The organism is Mycobacterium asiaticum (genome assembly GCF_001668675.1).
Lineage (GTDB): Bacteria > Actinomycetota > Actinomycetes > Mycobacteriales > Mycobacteriaceae > Mycobacterium > Mycobacterium asiaticum_D.
This window is the reverse complement of sequence record NZ_LZKQ01000050.1, coordinates 1-19,717: the sequence shown is the minus strand read 5'-3', so window position 1 is coordinate 19,717 and position 19,717 is coordinate 1. Positions and strand designations below refer to the sequence as shown.

Below are 19,717 nucleotides of genomic sequence, written 5' to 3'. Positions count from 1 at the left end.
GCGGGGTGGAAGCGTAGCGTCGTCGGGGCAGCCCAGGGAGCCCAGGGAGCCCAGGGGAGTATGTGCGTCGTTGCCCGCCTTTCAGCGACAATGTCGCTGAAAGTTGTTTAGCCGCAGCAACTGTCGATGGTTTGTCGCTGCAAGCCGGGCAAAGGTCACTGTCTCAGACGAGGCAAGACACACAAGGGCGGCCAGCTCGGCCGGAATACCGCCCAGCCGGGCTCCCCGGCTCCCGGCCTGCCCGGACTCCCACCAGACCTATCCCGCACCAGCCCATCGCGATAATCGCCCAAGCCGCCAGCACCGCCCAGACGTTCAGCGACATTGTCGCTCCAAGCCGGGCAACGACGCACATACTCCCCTGGGCTCCCTGGGCTCCCTGGGCTGCCCCGACGACGCTACGCTTCCACCCCGCGGGCAACGGGGCGTCCGGGTTCCGAACTCCACTCCGACCACGAACCCGGGAACAGCGCGGCCTCGTGGCCGGCGGCGGCCAGCGCGGCGATCACCACGGTGGCGGTGACGCCCGATCCGCAGTAAGCCCCGACGGGCACGGCCGGATCGATCCCGCGCTCGGACAACATGCGTGCCAGCCCGGCGTCGTCCAGGAACGTCCCGTCGGCCGTCAACAACGTCGCAAAAGGCAGATTCTTCGCGCCGGGAATGTGCCCACCGACCGGGTCGACGGTTTCGGAGTCACCGCTATAGCGTTCCGGTGCGCGCGCGTCGAGGAGCGCCACGTCGCCTGCACCGGCTTGCTCAGCCGTCAAGGTGGGTCGACTGCCGGCATACAAATCCCGCTGCGGCACAGTCACATTCCCGGGTTGCGGGTCCACCGCACCGGTCTCCACGGCGCCACCGGAGGCAACCCACGCGGCCCATCCACCGTCCAGGATCCGCACGTCGGACAGGCCCGCCGCGGTCAGTACCCACCATGCCCGCCCGGAGCCGGCCCTATTCCAGTCGTCGTATACCACCACCGGTACGCCTTCGCGAACTCCCCAGCTCCGCAACGCTTCTTGCAGCTTGTCTCCGGACGGAAGGGGGTGGCGTCCACGCCCGGTGGTGCTGTGATCGGTCAGTTCGTCGTCCAGGGACACATACACCGCGCCGGGTATGTGACCGTCCAAGTAGGCGGGGCGCCCATCGGGAACGTCGAGTCGCCAGCGCACATCGAGTATCGCCAGAGGTCCGCCCGCTCGGATGCGGTCGGCTAGTTCGGCGGGCGCGATGAGCACGGTGTCGCGAGAATTCATCGGTCCACCGTATCCGGCTCGGCGTAGGCTCCTGACGGGTAGCAGCGGCGAACGGGAGCCGGGATGGGCAACACATATCGGGTCGCGCATGTCGGCACCGGTTACACCGGGTCGATCGCGCTCAGACAGATACTGCGCGCACCGCACCTGCAACTGGTCGGCCAGTTGGTGCACAGTCACCAGAAGGCGGGTCGCGATTCCGGTGAGCTGGTGGGCGAGCCGCCCGTCGGGGTGTTGGCAACCGACAGCATGGCGGACTTTTTGGCACTGGACGCCGACTGCGTCAGTTACTTCGGCGCGGTCGCCGGCCGTGCGGACAGCGCCGTCATCGACGATCTGTGCGGCATGCTGGCCAGCGGAAAAAACGTCGTCATCCCGTCGTTTCCGCCGCTGTTTCACCCCGCATCGCTTGACGACGCCATGCGAAGCCGACTCGACGCCGCCGGCCGTCAAGGCAACAGCTCGCTGCTGGCGACGGGAATTGCCCCCGGCTTCACCAGTGACATGCTGGCCGTGCATGCCGCCGGCATGTGCGCGGATCCCGCAAGAGTCGTTGTCCAGGAACGTATCCCGTGCGGCTCCTACAGCGTGCCCGGATTCTTCACGATGCTCGGCTTCGGCCGCACGCCCGAGCAGGACGCGCGGATGTACCCGCCAGGGGCGATGGTTCCACACCTCGGGCCGCCGCTGCGGCTGCTGGCGCAGGGTCTCGGGATGACGGTCGATGCCATCGACGAGCACCGCGACGTGGCAGTGGCGGATCGTCACCACAGCTTTGCGGCCGGTGAGATACCGCCGGGCACCATCGCCAGCGTGCGGATGAGCTTCGACGTCGTCGTCGGAGGTCAACCGCGCATCCGTTATTCGTCGATCTGGTCCATGCCCGAGGAGCCGGTGGAGGACTGGGCACCGGTGATCGCACCCGGCAGCCCCAGCCGGCGGTTCACCCGGATCACCGTCGAAGGGGAACCGCCTGTGCAGCTCGACTTTTCACTCAACGGCGGCGACCTGCCCGGCTCGGCAGCAACCGCGGCGCGGGTGGTCAATGCGATACCGGCTGTGCACCGCGCAAGGCCGGGACTGCTGAGTGCGCTCGACCTCGTCATCGGCGCGGGCGGGTGAGAGGACAGTGCCAATCCTGTACCTACTCACGTGCGCGCTGGCCGTCAGCCTCCTGACCGCAATCCCCGCTGCGGCGCTACCCGACACGAACTGCACCCTGACGACACCGGTACGGGAAGTGCAAAACCTGAGCCAATTGCCAACCGGGCTGAGCAAACTACTCCCACCGATTGCCGACATCGGTGCACCGTTCAACAAGACGGATTCGGTTGATGACCCGAATCTGCCGTTCCGGCGCCTGATTCGGGCCGGCAGCCACGGTGATGACTGGTTCGTCTGGTACGAGCACGGCGGCGTGGGCTATTTCTGGCAGGCCGTGGTCGCGCGGGTGCCGTCCGCTGGGCCTGTGACCGTACTGGCTAGCGCCGGAACCGTTTCCGATGCGCTGTGCACCTTCACCGACGGCGCCTTGGCCGGGCGCGTCCCGCCCTACCCGGCCGGTACCTGGGCGGCCGGCGCTCTGTGAGTCACAACTCCGCCAGCGCTTTCAGCCCCTCAACGTAATGCTGCAAGGACGTGTGAGCCAGGGTGACGCTGACTCTGGTGGCGCCATGTTCGAGCGCTTCACCGATGAGATGACGGGTGCGGTCCGGCTCCTCGAGCGGGTCCAAACGGCCCGGAGCGCCCAGTACCACCTCGAAGCCGGGCGGAAGTTCGAAGCGGCCCAACCATTCTTGTGCCTGCTCCAAAGACACACCGAAGGGTGCCCAGCCGTCGGCCAATGTGACCGCTCGACGCAGCGAGCGCAGCGTGCGGCCGCCGACCCAGATGGGAAGGTGTTCCTGTACCGCACAAGGGTCGACGACCATGCCGCCGAACGAATAGAACTCGCCGCGGTAGGCCGGTTCGGGTGACGACAGAGCCGCGCGCAGCGCCCGCAGGGCGTCGTCACCGCGCGGTCCGCGGTCCTCGAACGGCGCGCCGATGAGGTCGAATTCCTCTTTGAGCGACCCGACGCCGACGCCGAGCACAAGCCTGCCGCTGCTGATCCGGTCCAGGGTGCCGTAACGCTTGGCGATCTCCAGCGGATGGTGATAGCCCAACACCAAGACGTTGGTGGCCAACCGGATTCGGTGTGTCCGGGCGGCGAGATACCCGAACGTCGCCAGAGGATCCCAATAGCGGGTTCCGCGGCGGCCGCGTTCCCCGGCGGGCAGCGCGATGTGCTCGCTGCAGGTCAGATGGTGGTAGCCGAGGCGGTCAGCGGCCTCGGCGATCTTGGCGACGTCCTCGATCGTGGCGTCGATCTCCCAGTCGGTGCTGACGCCGGGGAACATGGTCAGCACGGGTGTCGAGATGGACAGCTTTGCCGCCGAGGTGCTCATCGCGCTAGATTCTAACAGTGCTCGAATTGATTCGAACGCGGCTCGAATGACGAGCTCGGTCCGCCGGGCCTACGGCGAACTGGACCGCGCCCAAGTGGTGTCCGCGCTGCGCGAGCTGGCGCGGCGCAACGGCGTGCAGCGGGTGACGATGCGGGAGCTGGCCGCCGAACTGGGCGCCGCAGCGCCGTCGGTGTACTACCACGTGCCCGGAAAGCAAGCGGCTCTGGATCTGCTCGCTGAATCGGTGCTGGCCGACATTCCAGTCCCGGCCGCCGGTCCGTGGGACGCGCGCCTGGTCGAATTATATTGCGCGGCACGCGAAGTCATTCTCAGTGTGCCGGGTGTGGCCGGGATTCTGCAGACCGGCGCCGGTGGGGAGCGAGCCCGACGGCTCGATCGGCTCAGCCGTGCATTGCTCGCCGAGGCCGGGCTCACCAAAGCCGTTGCCGGCGCCGCACATACGGTGCTGTACACCTACCTGCTGGGCTCGGTGAGCTTGGCGGAGGCACGCGGTCAGCGCGATTCCGGCAGGCGGTTCCGCGCCGGTCTGGATGTGGTCGTCGCCGGTATCAAGGCATCAGAGGGGGAGTCATGACCGTTCCGAGACTGGGTTCGCTGGTGGTCGAAAACCAGGACAGCCAGGCCGATCGTGATGCCGCGGCTGTGCTTGATCCCGACACATTCGTGGTCGGTGCCCCGTTCGACGCGCTCACCAGACTGCGTGCGGAAACTCCCGTGCACCCGGTACAGATGTCCGGACTGCCCCGCGCGTGGCTGTTGACCAAGCACGCCGACGTGCGACTGGTCAGCCGCGACACGGATACCTTCACCAGCAGCAGGGGCAACACCCTCGTCGAGGTCGAGGCCGGCCCCACCTCGGCGATGCTGCCGGGCATCGACCCGCCGCGGCACGTGCACTACCGCAAGCTGATCAATCAGGGCTTCACCGCCCGCAACGTGCTGCGCCTGGAACCCCACATGCGGCAGGTGGCCCGCAGAATCGTCGCCGACATCAAGGACAAGGGTGAGTTCGACGCGGTGCCCGACATTTCCGCCGAGATGTCGCTGCAGGTCATCGCCGACGTACTCGGCGTGCCGGCCGAAGACCGGCTGGAGGTGTTCCGCTGGAGCAATGCGATCGGAACTCTGGGCATCGAGGATCCCGACTACGCGCCCACACCCGAAGCGCTCGGGCAGGCGGCGGCCGAGATGTTCTCCTACTGCAACGAACTCGTCGAGCAGCGACGCAGGCACGGTCTGACCGACGACATTCTGTCCGCACTGCTGGCCGCCGAAGTCGACGGTGAAAAGCTCAACCGCGACCAGCTCAACGAATTCTTCCTGCTGCTGGCGATTGCCGGCAACGAGACGACCCGAAACACGCTGAGCCACGGCATCTTGGCGCTCTCGCAACACCCCGAACAACAGGCACTGCTGTCCGCAGACCGCGACGCCGTCAAGCCCGCGGTGGAGGAATTGCTGCGCTGGGCGACGCCGGTGATGCACTTTCGGCGCACCGTCACTCGGGACGTCGACATCCGCGGGCAGCGAATACCCGCCGGGGATTGGGTGCTGATGCACTATCTTTCAGCCAACCGTGACGAAGAGGTATTCGAGGAGGCCGATCAGTTCGACGTCACCCGCACCGACGCGGGGCATGCCGCGTTCGGGGGCGGCGGCGTGCACTTTTGTCTCGGCGCCCAGCTGGCCCGGCTCGAGTTACGCGTGCTGCTGGAGGAGCTGTATCCGAACGTGCCGGGGCTCACCGTCACCGGACCGCCGGACCGGCTGCGGTCGTCGTTCTTCCATGGGATCAAACGGCTTCCGTGTAGCACCGGCTAGAAGTCGGGGGGGCCGAACCAGCGCCGCAGCGACGATTGCAGATTCTGTCCCGCGGAGGGACCGTATTCATCGGCGGCCCAGGCGACATAACCGTCGGGCCGGATCAGCATCGCCGCGGCGGCTGGTTCGGTCATCGCGGCACGCACGATGTCCACCCGGTGGGACCACCCGGCGGCCGCAACCGCGGCGCCACCACCGCACAGGTCGAGCAATACCGCGCGCCCCTCATGCAACAGTTCAGCAACCCGCCGGCCGCCGTCCAGCGTCAAATCGGGAACCAGCTGCCCGGCCAGTGGGTGGTCATCGCCGACGTCGTAGCGGACGTCCGAACCGGCCAGCAGGCTGGCCATGTGCCGCAAGACCGTTTGCATGCTGAACAGTTCACCCAACAATTCGCGCAGCGCGCCCACCTCCGGACCCGGAGCCATCAGCGCGGTCTGCGCCAGCGAGTGCATCATCACCCGTTGCCCGACCGGGTAGCGCTCGGACTGGTAGGTGTCGAGCAGCCCCGGCGGCGCCCACCCATGGATCTCCGCGGCCAGCTTCCAGCCGAGGTTCACCGCGTCCTGCAGGCCGAGATTCAGGCCCGGCCCGCCGATCGCGCTGTGCACATGGGCTGCGTCGCCCAACAGCAGCACGCGACCGTCCCGGTAGCGCTCGGCCTGACGGGTGTTCCATCCGTTGAGCCGCCGAAGGGCGTGCGGTCCATCACCTTTGGGTTCATTGATCGGAATATCGACACCCAGCACTCGTCGTGCGCTCTCCCGTAGTTCGGCCAGCGTCATCGGAGTGTCCTCAATCGGCGGGCCCACTTCGAAGGTGCCGAACAACGGCCTGCCCGGCTCGAACTCCGCGAACATCAGTGCGCCGCGATCCAGCCGGGTATGGCCGAAACCGAGCCGGCCGAAGCCGGGGATTTCAAGGCCGCCGTGCCCGTCCCGCAGCCCCTCGGGAATGTGCACGTGGGCGAGCCGGGCCACGGTGGGTGAGGTGCTGCCCGGGAAGTCGATGCCCATCGCCTTGCGAACCGGACTGCGCCCGCCGTCGGCGCCGATCAGGTGATCGGCGATGATGCGGTAGTCGCGTTCGGGTGAAGATACCTGCACCGCAACGGATTCGGGTCCGGCCCGCAACCCGGTGAGTTCATGCCCCCAGCGCAGATCGACACCCAGGTCGCGCGCCCGCTTCTCCAGTAACCGCACCAGTCGCGGTTGAGAGATGCGCAGCGCGTACATCGGATTATCGGCCAGACCGAAAAAGCTCAGCGGCATCGCCGCAAACATCCAACCGAGGCTCGGCTGCGGCGGGCCCGGTTCACCACTGAAGGTCTGGTACAGCCCTCGGTGATCGAGCATCCGAACGACCTGGCCGACAAGGCCATTGGCTTTGGGCTCCAAGCTGGGTCCGGGCAGCAGATCCAGCACCACCGGTCTGATACCGGTGAGCGCAAGCTCGCAGGCCAGCATCAGCCCATTGGGTCCGGCGCCGGAAATGACGACCGGGGCGTTCGCCTCGGTCATGAGCGTCGGGCGGGCTCGGGCAGACCGGCGGCGACGGCGGCAAGTCCGTCGCGGATCAGCGTGGTGATCGCGACCGGAGGGTCGGCCGTCGCATAGGCATCCGCGGCGGCGTCGCCGACGGCACGCACGACAGCGACCACCAGGCGCGGATACATGTCGCGCCGGGGATCGGTGCCGGTGCGTTCGGCGACAGCCTCGAGCCACCCGTCGAACAGGTCTTTGGCCACCGCATCGCGGATTTGCGGGCTCAGCAACAACTTTCGGACCTCGGCGAGTTCCCGACGGCTGGGCACCCAGTTCGCCTCACCGTCGAAATCGGCGAAGTCCTCTTCCAGCGGCTTCAGCACGGCGTTGGTGATCGCGGTCCACAACGGTTCGTCGGCGGGCCGGCGGCGCAGCTCGGCGACGCTGCGGCGCATCCGTTCGGTTTGCCGGTAGGCCAGCGCCTCGTATTTGCCGGCGAAGTAGTTGGTGAAGGTGCGCAGGGACACCCCGGCGAGGTTGGCGATCTCCTCCCGGGTGATGTTCTCCAGGCCGCGGTCGAACGCCAACCGCAATGCCGCGTCACTGAGGGCGCGTCTGGTGTCCGCCTTCTTGCGTTCCCGTAGCCCCGCACTGGTCACGAGAACCACGATAGCCGAAATATTGCCTACTGGGCAAAAATGCCTGGCGGGCAGTTATCCTGCGTCGGCCGGGCCGAGCAGCCGCACCTCTTCCAGGTCCAGGGTGGCCTGTAGTTCCCGCAGCACGATGTCGTCGATGCGGCGCTGGTCGCGAAGTTCGGTGATGGCCTGGCGCTTACGGTCCAGCACCCGCAGCCGGATCTCCCGGATCAGGTCACCCTTTTCGGCCAGATGGTTGTTCGGCGAATCATCGGCACCGGCTTCGACGAGCATCGCGTGCTCCTCGTACTCCTTCTGCAGCCGGGCCAAGATCTTGGGCCCCGCACCGAGTTCGGCCGCTACCTCGGGAAGCGCCGCCAACGCCGCTTCGGCGCCGCGGGCGCGGGCCAGCTGTACTTCCTCGGCGCGGGCGACATCCTCGGGTAAGTGGGCCCACCGCACGACGGCCGGCAGCGTGCTGCCCTGTACCAGGACGGTCACCAGAATGACGACCGAGACCACGAAGATGATCAGGCTGCGGTCGGGGAACGGGGCACCGGTGTGTGTTTCCAGGGGTATGGCCAGCGCCGCCGCCAGCGACACCGCCCCACGGAAACCGGCCCAGCTGGTGACACTGCGCTGCCGGAAATCCACGTGAGTGGGCGGGTGTCGCAGACTCTTGTCGATGGCGCGACCCAGCACGGTGGTGAGCTCGACCCACGCGAACCGGGTGAGGACCACCACGCCCGTGACGGCCAAAGCCATGTAGACGGCGTGCCGAATGCCGCCGTGCACGCCGATGATGCCGCGGATGTCGGCCGGGATGTTGACGCCCACGAACACCCACAACGAGCCGTTGAGCAGAAACGTCGTGATGTCCCAGAATGCAAAGGATTGCAGCCGGGACCGGGCGCGAATGACCCGTGGGCTGACATAGGTGATCATGAGCGCCGAGATCAGCACCGCCACCACACCGCTGGCGTGGAACTCCTCGGCGAGCAGGAACGCCGCGAACGGCGTCAACAGGCTCAACGCACCTTCTTCGAGTGGCGCGTCGATGCGGCGCCGCAGCAAGGTGACCAGCCCGCCGACGAACAGGCCCGCCGCGATACCGCCCAGGTAGGAATAGATGAACCGTCCGGTCAGCGCCAACGGGCCGACCGCGCCTCCACCCACGGCGACGGAGACGGTCACGCCGAATAGCACCAGCGCGGTGCCGTCGTTGATGAGGCTCTCCCCGCGCAGCACGGTCAGCGCGCGTCGCGGCAGCTTCTTGGCGAGGCCCGCGACGGCGGCGGCGTCGGTCGGGGAGAGCACCGCACCCAATACCGAGGCCGCGTGGGACTCCATACCCATCGCTCGCGCCGTCCACGACACCGCGACCGCGGTCGCGATCACCAGGCCGACGCTGGTCATCACGATCACTCGGATGTTGGCCTTGATCTCGCGGAAGCTGGTGTTCAGGCTCTCCCAGTACAGGATCGCGGGCAGGAACAGCAACAACACCAGCTCGCCCTGGATGTGGATGTTGCCGAAACGCGGGATCAGGCCGAGCAGCGCACCCAGGAAGATGAGCAGGACGGGGGGACCGACGCGGTACTTCTGGCCCAGGATGGTCCCCAGTACCACCGTGGTAACCAGCGCAACAATGACGATGAGGGCAAACACTTGCCCATCTTTGCCTATCGGTCAGGTGGTGTCGCTACGAGCAGTCGCAGCAGTCACCGCAGTCGCAACAGCCATCGCCGCAGTCGCAACAGCAGCCGTCGCCTTCGCAGCAGGTGTCGCAGCAGCAGTCACCCTCGCACTCGCAGCAGCAGGTGTCCGTGCAGGTGTTCCAGCAGCCTTCCTTCTTCTTGGGCTGAACCCCGGGCGGAATCTCGCCGGGCGCTCCCGGGAAATTGCCGAACGCCTGGTCGCCGAAGTTGATGCCGTCCTGCTGGCCGTGCGGAGTCCCGGAACCCGGGTAGTTGGCTCTCGCAGTGGTGTCGCCGAAGGTGCGCGATACCGCCCGACGCAGCTCTTTGGTCAACAGTCGCCGGGGCAGCCGTCCGTCGGTGAAATCCAGATCGTCGAGTGCCAGTTCGATACCGAGCACCGCGTCGTCACACAGCGCGCGAACCTGCGCGACGGGTGTTTCGGTGGCCGCCAACGGATTCCACTTCCCATGCGCGACGTCGTGGTGATAGTCCTCGACCGCGTCGAGCAGGTGTGCGACCCTCCCGAACAGCTGGCCGATCTCGGCCAGCGGTGCCGCATTGGCCGGGCGACCGGCCAGCACCGCGGTGTGGGCGAACGCCGCGGCCACCGCCGTCTCGGTCGGTTCGGTCACCTCGAGCAGCGAGCTGCCGGGTGCCGCCGTGGCTTCCAGTGCGGTCTGGCGGTCCATCGCTGCGATCAGCACGCCGGCGTCGAAGCCCAACGTGTGGCCGGTATCGGTGCCTCGGCGCACCCAGCGTTCGGCGATGCGGCGCGCCGCGGGCCGTACCGCGGCCACGCCGACCAGACCGTCGTGGTCGTCCACGTGGTCACGGACTTTGGCGGCGGCGAGCGCCAGCGACACCACGGCGGCCAGCCGAACGCATTCGCCGGTTGCCACGTCGGCGCGCTTCATGCCGCGCAGTGGGCACGGCCCGGCGGTGCGGCGTGTTGGTTGACTGTCCGATTGCGCTTCGACCAGAAGCGAGACGATCAAGCCGTCGTAGTTTGTCGCGATCCGGGCGGCTTGCCCGTAGTCGTCGCGTAGCGCCAGGCACAGGCCGCACAACTGAGCTCGCCAGGCCGCGGTGAGTTCGCCACCGAGCCGATGCCGGCACGGCCGAATGATGCCAAACACGCATTGAAGCTACCGGACGGTTTGCTGGCGGGTGCCGAAATTGGCGTTCGGGTGTGGCGCGATGTGTGGGGCGGTGGTGAAAGCTGGTGTGCCGATGGCGCTTTGAACGCGCGCGGCATGCCGGCCCCGGGCGCGCTCGGTGCGCTGGCATGGCCGCATCCGCGCAGTCCAGTTGTATTGCGCTGCCGAAGGTCTCGGCGGGCGGCGGTCATGGGGCTATGGTGCTGGGATGAAGGTCAGGTTGCTGGCGTCGACGGCAGCGTTGCTGCTGCTGGTGGGGTGCTCTGGCGGGAACGGGGCGGCGGCCAAGAACGTCGAGGTCTCCATTGACGACGTGTTGAACCAGAGCGCGATCAGCCGCGACGTCACCTTGGCGGCCGGGGAGACGTTGAAGGTCTCGCTGGGAGCCAATCACAGCACCCCGTACCGCTGGACACCCGATCCGAAGATCGCGGACACCACCGTCCTGAAGCAGACCGGCCACGAGTACATCCACGCGGACACCGACCGGGTTGGTGCCCCCGGTACCGAGGTCTGGATGTTCACCACCCTGCGCCCCGGCAAGACGACCATCGTCGCCAGCTACGGCAGCATCGTGGGCGACGCCGCGCCGACATGCGTCTTCACCGCCAATGTGACGGTGCAATAAGTTCCCGCGCAACAGCTTTGGGATTAGCAGGAAGGATATGGCAGTGCCGGTCGAGACTCTGCTGGAGTTCCACTTCGATCCGATGTGCCCGTTCGCCTACCAAACCTCGGTGTGGATCCGCGCGGTCCGCGAGCAGGTGGGCCTCACCGTCAACTGGCGGTTCTTCAGCCTGGAAGAGGTCAACAGGGTCGAAGGCAAGAAGCACCCGTGGGAGCGCGACTGGTCTTACGGGTGGTCGTTGATGCGGATCGGCGCGCTGCTGCGCCGAACGGACATGGCGTTGCTCGACCAGTGGTATGCCGTGATCGGACGCGAACTGCACGACCGCGGGGGTAAGCCGCACGATCCGGAAGTCGCCCGCCGGCTGCTCGGAGAGATCGGTGTCGATCCGACGAATCTCGATGCGGCGCTTGCCGATCCGACCACCCACGACGAGGTGCGCGCCGAGCATCAGCGGGTGCTCGATGCGGGCGGTTTCGGGGTCCCAACGCTGTTCTTCAACGGGCAGTGCTTGTTCGGTCCGGTGTTGGTGAATCCGCCGACGGGTGCGGACGCGGTCAAACTGTGGCAAGTCGTGACCGGCATGGCAGAGTTTCCGCACGTGTACGAACTGCAGCGGCCGAAGTCGGCGGCGGACGCCGAACTGATCGGCCGCAGCCTGCGGCCCTATCTCGACGGCCGGGACTGGGTCAGCATCAATCGTGGCGAAGTCGTCGACGTCGATCGGCTCGCCGGCCGCTAGACCATCGCGAACGGCGATACCTTGGCCCCAATCGCCAAGGCGCCGGCCAGTTCTCGGCTGGTGTCGTAGTCGAAGATGACGTGCCCGCTCAGCACGTCGATGTCTCGTTTGGCTCGCTGCAGCGGGTTGTCCAAGAAGTGCGCGCTGGCCCCGGAGGCCTCGAGCAGGTTGCCGATCACGCTGCGTGATTCCTTGACGATGTGGGCCGCCGCAAGGCGGGCGTCGGCGCGCACGGCGCGCGGCACCCGATCTCCGGCCGCGATGATCGCCTCGATGCGCTCGATGTTGTCGTACAGCAATCCCGGCAAGGCGCGCAACCGGACACGTGCCTCGCCCAGGCGCGCCTGGGCGATCGGCTTGTCTTTCTGTCGGCTGCCCTCGTAGGCGATGACGCGCTTGCAGAGGCGTTCGGTGAACAGTTCGAGCACGCGTTCGGCCGCTCCCAACGCCGGCATGGCGGCTAGAAAAGACAGTGCGGGCACCATCGGCCAGCGGTACAGGTCGGTGTCGTGCAGGTCCGCTCCGGGTGTGGTGCCGGCGTAGATGTCGGTGACCTTGACCAGTCGGTGCGACGGCACGAACACGTCGGTCACGACGATGTCGTTGGAGCCGGTGGCGCGCATGCCGTCGGTCTGCCAGACGTCTACCACTGTGAAGTCGGTAGCGGGCAGCAGCGCGAGTGCGGGGTAGATCGCGTCGTCGGGCCCGCAGAGGGCGCCGACGATGGTCCAGTTCCCTTCCATCACGCCGGTGGCCCAGGACCAGCGCCCGCTGAGCCGGACGCCACCGTTGACTGGGGTGCCGCGCCCGGTGGGCGCCAGCGGCGACGAGGCGAGGAACGGCTTGCTCGCGAAGCCCTCCTCCTGGGCTTGCCGGTCGAACAGGGCCAGCATCCAGTTGTGCAGGGTGAAGAATCCGGCGGTCCATGCGGTCGAGGCGCAGCCGTGTGCCAGCCGCCGAACCGGTTCCAGGAGGGATCGGAATTCGGCCTGGCAACCTCCGTAACGGGCCGGCCTCAGCAGATCGAAAAGCCCCGACTCGTCCAGGTCGGCGACGGTTTCGGCCGGTAACCGCCGCAGGTTCTCAGCTTGTCGCGCGCGTTGCCGGAGTCGCTCGACGAGGGTATCGGAAGCAGCAGGTATGGCCACGGTCATTTAGACACCATACCTTTTAGTATGGTCAGGGCCGCAGCAGAAAGTCCAGAAACCTTTCGCGTTGCAGCTCTTCCCTCTTGGGTGCAGGCGCGGACAGATGCAGCAATCCGACGCCGGCCGCAAACATGGCCTGAGCACGTAACTCGGCGTCCTCGGGTGCAAAACCAAAGTCGGAGAACGCTTGTCGGACGGCTCTGAGGAGACGACGGTCGGCTGCGCGGACGGCGGCGGCAACCGTTTCGTCGGAGCGGGCCCACTCCCGCATGGCGCGCTCGAGCGCCCACAGCCGGGGACGTACCAGCGAGGCCATCATCCGTGACAGCCGCTCCCTGGGCTCGACATCGCTGATTTGCTCGATCTCACTGCGGTCTTCATCCTTGAGCTGTGCCCAGGACTCGATCAGCGCACGACGGTAGGACGGCATGTCGGCAAAGTGCCAGTAGAAACTGCCTTTCGTCACGTCAAGTCGATTGCACAACCGATCGAGCTTGAGCGCGTTGAGGCCCTCCTCGGCCACGATTGCGTAGCCGGCTTGCAGCCAATCGTCCACCGACAGACGGTTATTGGTCGCCATGAGGCGCAGCTTACGGGTTACATGGGTGCATTGGCGGGAACCCTGGGGTGACTCTCGAGAAAGGATCGTCAATGACTTCGCGGCTCCGGGGCCGGCGTCCGGGCACCCGGTTCGGTCCCTACGAACTGCGGTCGCTGATCGGCACCGGCGGGATGGGCGAGGTGTACCGGGCCCACGACACGTCCAAGGGCCGGATGGTTGCACTGAAGCTGCTGCGCGCCGATCTGGCCGCGGACCCCGCGTTTCAGGAACGGTTCCGGCGCGAATGTGAATTGGCCGCCCGGCTGCAGGAGCCGCACGTCATCCCGGTGCACGACTTCGGCCGGATCGACGGGGTGTTGTTCATCGACATGCGCCTGGTCGAGGGCGAAACGCTACGCGACCTGCTGCAGGCGCGCGGCGCACTGGATCCCGCACAGACCGCGGCGATCATCGCTCAAGTCGCCTCCGCCCTGGATGCCGCGCACGCGGACGGGCTCGTACACCGTGACGTGAAGCCGGAGAACGTGCTGCTGACCGCCGATCATTTCACCTACCTGGCCGACTTCGGCATCGCCCGTACCAGTGCAGATCCGAGGAGGACGGCGGGTGGTTGGCTGGTGGGGTCGTGCGCCTACATGGCACCGGAACGATTCAGCGACGGCTGGGTGGGACCGCAGACCGACGTGTACGCGCTGACGTGCGTGCTCTACGAGTGCCTCACCGGCCAGCCGCCCTTCGAACACGCCGAGATCCAGCAGTTGATCAGCGCGCACATGTTCTCGGTGCCGCCCCGCCCCAGCATCATGCGCCGCGGGATCGGTCGGGCTTTCGACGGGATCGTCGCCACCGGTCTGGCGAAGCAACCCGCGGCTCGATTCACCTCGGCTGGCGAACTGGCGATGGCGGTGCGCGAGGCCGCCGGATCCGGTCTGGCGCCGGCGCCGGTCCCGGCCCCGGTGGGGACATCGACACCGGGTCCGGCGCCGGGGCGACCACCGCGGACCAGGCCGTTCCCGGTCAGCTACGAAAATCCGAGCGACACCGGATACAGTCCCTATCCGCCATCGCAATCCCAGCCCGCTCCTCGTCGCGCCCGGGATCTGGGGCGCACGCCGGCGGTTGTCGGTGGTGTCGCCGCCGTCATGTTGGTGGTGGCGGCGGTCTTGGCGGTTGTACTGGCCGTCAGCAACCGGTCCACCCACGATGTCGCGGCACCGGCACCCTCGGCGCCGACGGCGTCGCCGACCCCCGCGTTGTCACAGCCGGTCGATGGTGCCGACGGGTTGGGCTTCATCGGCCATCCGGCCCGGTGCGACGCCGGAAACCCGCCGGCCGCGGTGCTGCGGACCGCGCAGTCGCTGGCCGTGATCTGCCAGGCCGGCCCGGACAGCTTTTACTACCGGGGCGAGCGCATCCGGGACGGCGCCAACATCGAACTCGCCAACGCGGTGCGGTCGTCCGGTGGCTTCGACGTGACCAACCCCGCCAACGGTGTCCGTTACGAGGTTCGTCCGCAGCGGCTCACCATCCGCAGCGGCGGTCACATCGACTCGGCCGAACCGGTGTTGCAGTACGCCGTGGCAAAGTCGGGGTAAAGAGTGTGCGTGCTTAGCCCGCGCCGAATACGACCCCGGGGTTGAGGATGCCGACCGGGTCGAAGCTTTGCTTGATCCGGCGCATCAGTGCCACCTTCGCCGGGTCTTCAAGTTTGAGGTAATACGGCGTCTTGGCGCGGCCCAGTCCGTGCTCACCCGATATCGCCCCGCCCAATTCCATTGCCAGGGCAAAGATCTCGGTCATCAGCTGCTTGCGCTTGGCTGAATCCTTCAACAGGATGGCCAGGTGCACGTTGCCGTCTCCAGCATGTCCGCACCCGGCTGCCGCGCCGCCGGCAGCTGCCGCCAGATCCCGTGCGGCATTGAGGAACTTGGGCATCGCTGACCTAGGCACCACGGTGTCGATGATGTCATCCGCACCCACGGCCTTGGCCGTCCAGAATGCCTTCTCGCGGGCCTCGACCAGCCGGCGGGCCGCGCCCCCTTCGAGCACATAGGCATCCGCGGCGCCCAGCTCGGCGAGCAGTTCACCGGTGCGCTCGACATCCTCGTCGAGCCGGTCCGACGTCCTACCCTCAAGGGCCACAACGAGATACGCCGCACAACTGTCCCGGATGCGATCCGGAACACCCAATTCGAGATTCTGCGTGTGCACCAGGCCAGCCATGGTCATGTTGTCGATGTACTCGAGGATGTAGGGAGTCAGCCCGCTGGCGAGAATCGCGGGTACCGCGGTCATGATCTGGTCGAAGTCGGCGAACGGGGCGAGCACGGTGGCGCTGTGCGCCGCCCGCGGATGCAGCTTGACGATGATCTCGGTGGCCAATGCCAGCGTGCCCTCGGAGCCGACGATCAGCTGAGTCAGGTCGTAACCCGTTGACACCTTGGCGATTTTGCCGCCGGTCCGGATGATCTCACCGGTCGGCAGCACCGCCTGCAGACCCAGCACGTTGTGTCGCGCGACCCCATACTTGACCGCACGCATGCCGCCGGCGTTGGTTCCGACGTTGCCGCCGACGCTGGAGGACAACTCGCCCGGGTACACCATGTACCGGAGTCCGAATTCGTCGGTCGCCGCGTCGAGTTCGGTCAACGTCACTCCCGGCTGTACCACGGCGACCTGATTGGTGGTGTCGACCTCCAGCACCGCGTTCATCCGCTCGAACGAGATCAGCAACCCGCCGGCCTCGGGCCGCGCCGCCCCGGACAGGCCGCAGCCCGAGCCGCGCGCCGTCACCGGGATGGTGTGTTCTGCGGCGGTCTTGAGCAGTTGAGCGACTTCCTCGGCGCTGGCCGGCTTCGCCAGATAAGCCGGCGCCTGCGGTGGTTGCGTCAGCTCCTCGTCGTGGGAGTAGTCTTCCGGGATCGCATCGCCGGTCAGCAGGTTGTTCTCGCCTACGATTTCCGCGAACCGCGCCGTTATGTCACTCATCGGGCCTGCCCTTCTCGCCGCTATGCGCGGTTCACTTTACGTTCGCAAGCCCTCCCGCGGTGCGAAGGTGACCGGCAACCTGCCCAGCCCGGTCATGCTCGGGTTGCCCAGGTATTGGCGAACGCCGCCGAGATCTACTCGGTACTCCGGAATCCGGTCGAGGACTGCCTTGACCATCACCTCGGACATCGTTCTGGCCAGATGAGATCCGATGCAGCGATGGGGTCCGAGCCCGAAGGCGAGATGGCGGTTCGGCGAGCGGTCCAAGACGATCTCGTCGGGCCGATCGAACTCGTTCTCGTCGTGGTTGGCGGCGAGCCAGCTGATGATCACCCGGTCGTTGCGCCGGAGCCGTCGGCCGTCGATCTCGACGTCGCGAGTCACCGTGCGGCTCAATTGCTGGTTGACCGAGAAAAAGCGCAGAAACTCGTCCGTCGCGGTGCGGTAGAGCTCGGGCTGATTGATGAGTTGGCGGCGGAGCTCGGGGTGGGTGCCCAAGTGCAGCAGGGTGAGTGCAGTTTGTGACGTGGTGGTGTCGACGCCGCCCCCGATGAGGTTCCACAGGATGCCGAGCAGCTGCTCGTCGGTCAGGCGGCGGCCGGCGAACTCGAACTGCAAGAGGTAGCTGGTGAGGTCGTCGTGCGGGTCGGCCCGCCGTGCGGCGGCGAAATCCAGGACGCCCTGCATCATGGCGGGGACCTCGGCGATCGCGTCGGCGTATTCCGCGCTGTCCTGCGGGACGGCCATGACCGAGTGGAAGAGGTTCGCGTACCGTTGCCAGTCGTCGTAGGGCAGGCCCATCAGCTTCATGGTGAGGATCGCGGGGACCGGACTGGCGTAGTCCAGCACCAGGTCCATACGGCCGTCGGCGACATGCCGATCCAGGAAACCGTGGGCGAGTTCGGCCATGAACGGCCGCAACTTCTGGACGGATCCGGGCGAGAAGAACGGCGCCAATCCGTGTCGCAGCTCCTGGTGGTAGGGGCCGTCGACCTCGCCGATGCCCAGGGCGGGTTGGCCTTCCGGGCGGGGGACACCCATCTCGCCTTGATAGTCGATGCCGTCGGTTGCGTCCGGCTCGTATTTGTGCGCGAACGTCTCGCCGTCGCGGGCGACCTGGCTCACCGCCGCGTAGCTGGTGAGAAACCAGAAGCCGCCGTAGTTGGTGTTCCACGCGACCGGGCAGCTGCGTCGGAGCTTGGCGCTCATCGCAAGCTCGTTGAGGTTGAATTCGTCGCTGTGGTGATCGAAGTCGACGATGGCGTCGTCCGGGACGTCCGCGTGGGTGGGGACTCGAGCCATCCAGCTGCCTTCTCTGCCTCTCAAGGCGCAACCGCTGTTTCCGCTATCTTTGCACTATTACGGGCACGGCTGGTAGCGGAGGCTGTAATGGGAACGCAGCGATCGGTTTTCAACCATGTCGGGTTGTGCGTCAGCGACCGCGCGCGGTCGCGGCGGTTCTACGAGGGGCTGCTGGGCTTCGAGTACTGGTGGGAACTCGATGCGCCCGACGACGGAACGGACCGGTTGCTGCAGCTGGACCGTCCGGTCGGGTTGCACGCCACCTACCTGATCCGGGATGGGCTGGTGCTGGAGCTCCTCGACTACTCGGGCCGATCGGTGCATGCCGGGCCGGCCCGGGTGATGGATCATGCCGGCCTGACCCATCTGTCCTTCTCGGTCGCCGATCTGAGCGAGGTGCTGAACCGGGTGGCGGAGTACGGCGGCGTGGTGGTCGGCGGAACCGAGTCGGCGACGTCGGCGATGGTGCGCGATCCCGACGGGCAGTTGTTGGAGTTGCTGTCGGACGGCTGGCTGGCGGGGCTCCCGCCGCGTCCCTGATTTAGACGCGCCACAAGCGCGCCTCACCGAAAAGTCTCAACTACAGCTTTACCCTTTCCCTCGTGACGGTCGGGGAGTGCTTAGTTCTGCCAGGGTTCGAGGTGCTGTCGGAGCTGGATTTCGACTGCGAGATTCCGTGCATCTGCCGGAAGTTCTGCGGCGAAGCAGACCATTCGGCGGACTGGTGGATAACCCTCTCATGCGGGTGCCGATACCCGTTCTGCAACAAGGCATTACGAATATCCAGGATGCGGTTGAGGATCCGCCCGCTGACGTGCCGGCTGTGTTCGGCGGATGACATCGTGATCAGCCGGGTCCGGCGGACCTAGGTCGCCTTACTTTTTCCGGAGCGCCACGATCTGGTTGTTCCGCCCGCCGACGTAGACGGTCCCCACGTTGTCGACCGCCAAACCCCAGGGGTTCTGCAGGCCGGTGAAGTGCAACTCCTCCTGGGTGGAGGAGCCGGCCGGCAGCTTGAGGGTCCGGCTGTTGCCGGTGTCGGTGACGTAGACGGCACCCTGGCTGTCCAGCGTGACGCCGCCTGGCTGCTCCAGGCCGGTAAACGGCAGCGTCACTTGCTTCTTGGTGTCGGTCGGCAGCATCAGCACCCGATCGTTGCCGCCGTCGGACACGTACACCGTTCCGCCACTGTTGACCACCAGGCCGGTCGGAGCGCTCAGGCCGGTGAACGGCACCTCGGTTTGCGCATTCGACCCGGCGGCCAGTGCCACCACGCGATTGTTGGCCGTGTCGGTCACGTACACGGTGCGGCTGCCGTCGACGGAGAGCCCGGTCGGATTGCCGAGATCGCGGAACTGCAGTACTTCCTGCTTCTGCGAGCCCGAGCGCAACACCAGCACCCGCTTGTTGCCGGCGTCGTTGACGTACACCGTGCCGGTATTGTCCGCCGTGACTCCGGTCGGATAGTTCAGGCCCTCGAAGGGCAGGACGACCGGCTCCTTGGCACCCGCGAACAGCGCCAGGATCCGGTTCTTCGGGGTGTCGGCGACGTACACCGTGCCGCCGCTGTCCACTGACAGTCCCTGGGGGTCACGCAATCCGGTGAAAGGCAGGGTCACCTGCTCGAACTCGTCGCCTTTGGGACCGGACTGATTCACGAAGATCACGGTCACGACGGCCACCACCACGGCCAACAGCGCGGCCGAGATTGCCACGGCCTTGCGCCGCCACCAGGGCCGCGCCGGTTTCGGCGGCGTTGGGGGGGGTCGGGCGGCAGGGGGTCGGGCGGCACCGGAGCGGCTCGAGGTGCCGGAGGGTGGCTG

At 66.9% G+C, this 19,717-nt stretch carries 19 protein-coding genes; 8 read left to right on the top strand and 11 right to left on the bottom strand.

What is annotated here, in order from left to right; genetic code table 11:
* Window positions 1-398: 398 nt before the first annotated feature.
* Entirely contained in the window at window positions 399-1,256 is an 858-nt protein-coding gene (locus A9X01_RS04895) for a sulfurtransferase (protein ID WP_065119594.1), read from the bottom strand.
* A gap of 63 nt (window positions 1,257-1,319) precedes the next feature.
* Between A9X01_RS04895 and A9X01_RS04890 the strand changes: the two genes are divergently transcribed.
* Together A9X01_RS04890 and A9X01_RS04885 are read left to right on the top strand one after the other, a co-directional pair.
* Entirely contained in the window at window positions 1,320-2,378 is a 1,059-nt protein-coding gene (locus A9X01_RS04890) for an NAD(P)H-dependent amine dehydrogenase family protein (RefSeq protein ID WP_065119592.1), read from the top strand.
* Between the two features lie 7 nt (window positions 2,379-2,385).
* Complete coding sequence (locus tag A9X01_RS04885; RefSeq protein ID WP_253848932.1) at window positions 2,386-2,844, top strand: hypothetical protein; 459 nt, start codon at window positions 2,386-2,388, stop codon at window positions 2,842-2,844.
* 1 nt (window position 2,845) lies between these two features.
* Here A9X01_RS04885 and A9X01_RS04880 read toward each other — a convergent pair whose 3' ends face one another.
* Window positions 2,846-3,703, bottom strand: a complete 858-nt coding sequence (locus A9X01_RS04880) for an LLM class F420-dependent oxidoreductase (RefSeq protein ID WP_065119590.1) — start codon at window positions 3,701-3,703, stop codon at window positions 2,846-2,848.
* A 46-nt stretch (window positions 3,704-3,749) separates the two neighbouring features.
* Here A9X01_RS04880 and A9X01_RS04875 point away from each other — a divergent pair, with 46 nt between their 5' ends.
* Together A9X01_RS04875 and A9X01_RS04870 are read left to right on the top strand one after the other, a co-directional pair.
* Window positions 3,750-4,298: a TetR family transcriptional regulator gene (locus A9X01_RS04875; RefSeq protein WP_065119588.1), complete on the top strand. Its 549-nt coding sequence runs from the start codon at window positions 3,750-3,752 to the stop codon at window positions 4,296-4,298.
* Window positions 4,295-5,545 (top strand): cytochrome P450, encoded by a 1,251-nt coding sequence (locus A9X01_RS04870; RefSeq protein ID WP_065119586.1) that lies wholly within the window; start codon window positions 4,295-4,297, stop codon window positions 5,543-5,545. Before A9X01_RS04875 ends, A9X01_RS04870 begins: the two co-directional genes overlap by 4 nt.
* Here the strand turns inward: A9X01_RS04870 and A9X01_RS04865 are convergent.
* The 4 genes from A9X01_RS04865 to A9X01_RS04850 are packed head-to-tail and all read right to left on the bottom strand — an operon-like array spanning window position 5,542 to window position 10,503.
* Complete coding sequence (locus A9X01_RS04865; RefSeq protein ID WP_065119585.1) at window positions 5,542-7,065, bottom strand: FAD-dependent monooxygenase; 1,524 nt, start codon at window positions 7,063-7,065, stop codon at window positions 5,542-5,544. The two genes, A9X01_RS04870 and A9X01_RS04865, sit on opposite strands and share 4 nt — an antisense overlap.
* Entirely contained in the window at window positions 7,062-7,688 is a 627-nt protein-coding gene (locus tag A9X01_RS04860) for a TetR/AcrR family transcriptional regulator (protein ID WP_065119583.1), read from the bottom strand. The genes A9X01_RS04865 and A9X01_RS04860 overlap by 4 nt, the downstream gene beginning before the upstream one ends.
* Window positions 7,689-7,742: 54 nt before the next feature.
* Window positions 7,743-9,335 carry a Na+/H+ antiporter gene (locus A9X01_RS04855; protein WP_065119581.1) on the bottom strand — a complete coding sequence of 531 codons (1,593 nt, stop codon included), beginning with the start codon at window positions 9,333-9,335 and terminating at the stop codon, window positions 7,743-7,745.
* A gap of 34 nt (window positions 9,336-9,369) precedes the next feature.
* Window positions 9,370-10,503 carry a DUF5685 family protein gene (locus A9X01_RS04850; RefSeq protein WP_065119579.1) on the bottom strand — a complete coding sequence of 378 codons (1,134 nt, stop codon included), beginning with the start codon at window positions 10,501-10,503 and terminating at the stop codon, window positions 9,370-9,372.
* A gap of 229 nt (window positions 10,504-10,732) precedes the next feature.
* Between A9X01_RS04850 and A9X01_RS04845 the strand changes: the two genes are divergently transcribed.
* Together A9X01_RS04845 and A9X01_RS04840 are read left to right on the top strand one after the other, a co-directional pair.
* Window positions 10,733-11,152 (top strand): protease inhibitor I42 family protein, encoded by a 420-nt coding sequence (locus A9X01_RS04845; protein WP_065119577.1) that lies wholly within the window; start codon window positions 10,733-10,735, stop codon window positions 11,150-11,152.
* 43 nt (window positions 11,153-11,195) lie between these two features.
* A complete protein-coding gene (locus A9X01_RS04840) occupies window positions 11,196-11,894 on the top strand; it encodes a mycothiol-dependent nitroreductase Rv2466c family protein (protein WP_436405232.1) in 699 nt (232 codons plus the stop codon).
* On the opposite strand, the gene A9X01_RS04835 is transcribed toward A9X01_RS04840, so the two are convergent.
* A complete protein-coding gene (locus A9X01_RS04835; protein ID WP_065119574.1) occupies window positions 11,891-13,048 on the bottom strand; it encodes an acyl-CoA dehydrogenase family protein in 1,158 nt (385 codons plus the stop codon). The genes A9X01_RS04840 and A9X01_RS04835 overlap by 4 nt on opposite strands.
* Window positions 13,049-13,073: 25 nt before the next feature.
* Window positions 13,074-13,622: a TetR/AcrR family transcriptional regulator gene (locus A9X01_RS04830; RefSeq protein WP_065119572.1), complete on the bottom strand. Its 549-nt coding sequence runs from the start codon at window positions 13,620-13,622 to the stop codon at window positions 13,074-13,076.
* A 71-nt stretch (window positions 13,623-13,693) separates the two neighbouring features.
* On the opposite strand from A9X01_RS04830, the gene A9X01_RS04825 reads away from it, so the two are divergent.
* Window positions 13,694-15,199, top strand: coding sequence for a serine/threonine-protein kinase (locus A9X01_RS04825; protein WP_065119570.1), 1,506 nt, complete (start codon window positions 13,694-13,696; stop codon window positions 15,197-15,199).
* Window positions 15,200-15,212: 13 nt separating this feature from the next.
* On the opposite strand, the gene A9X01_RS04820 is transcribed toward A9X01_RS04825, so the two are convergent.
* Both A9X01_RS04820 and A9X01_RS04815 read right to left on the bottom strand, forming a co-directional pair.
* Window positions 15,213-16,592 (bottom strand): FAD-binding oxidoreductase, encoded by a 1,380-nt coding sequence (locus tag A9X01_RS04820; RefSeq protein WP_065119568.1) that lies wholly within the window; start codon window positions 16,590-16,592, stop codon window positions 15,213-15,215.
* 36 nt (window positions 16,593-16,628) lie between these two features.
* Window positions 16,629-17,894: a cytochrome P450 gene (locus A9X01_RS04815; RefSeq protein WP_065119566.1), complete on the bottom strand. Its 1,266-nt coding sequence runs from the start codon at window positions 17,892-17,894 to the stop codon at window positions 16,629-16,631.
* 87 nt (window positions 17,895-17,981) lie between these two features.
* Between A9X01_RS04815 and A9X01_RS04810 the strand changes: the two genes are divergently transcribed.
* The gene (locus tag A9X01_RS04810; RefSeq protein WP_065119564.1) at window positions 17,982-18,434 is read left to right on the top strand and encodes a VOC family protein; all 453 of its coding nucleotides are present in this window, start codon (window positions 17,982-17,984) and stop codon (window positions 18,432-18,434) included.
* Between the two features lie 335 nt (window positions 18,435-18,769).
* Here the strand turns inward: A9X01_RS04810 and A9X01_RS04800 are convergent.
* The coding region (locus A9X01_RS04800) for an NHL repeat-containing protein (protein ID WP_253848930.1) at window positions 18,770-19,717 on the bottom strand (948 nt) is incomplete at its 5' end.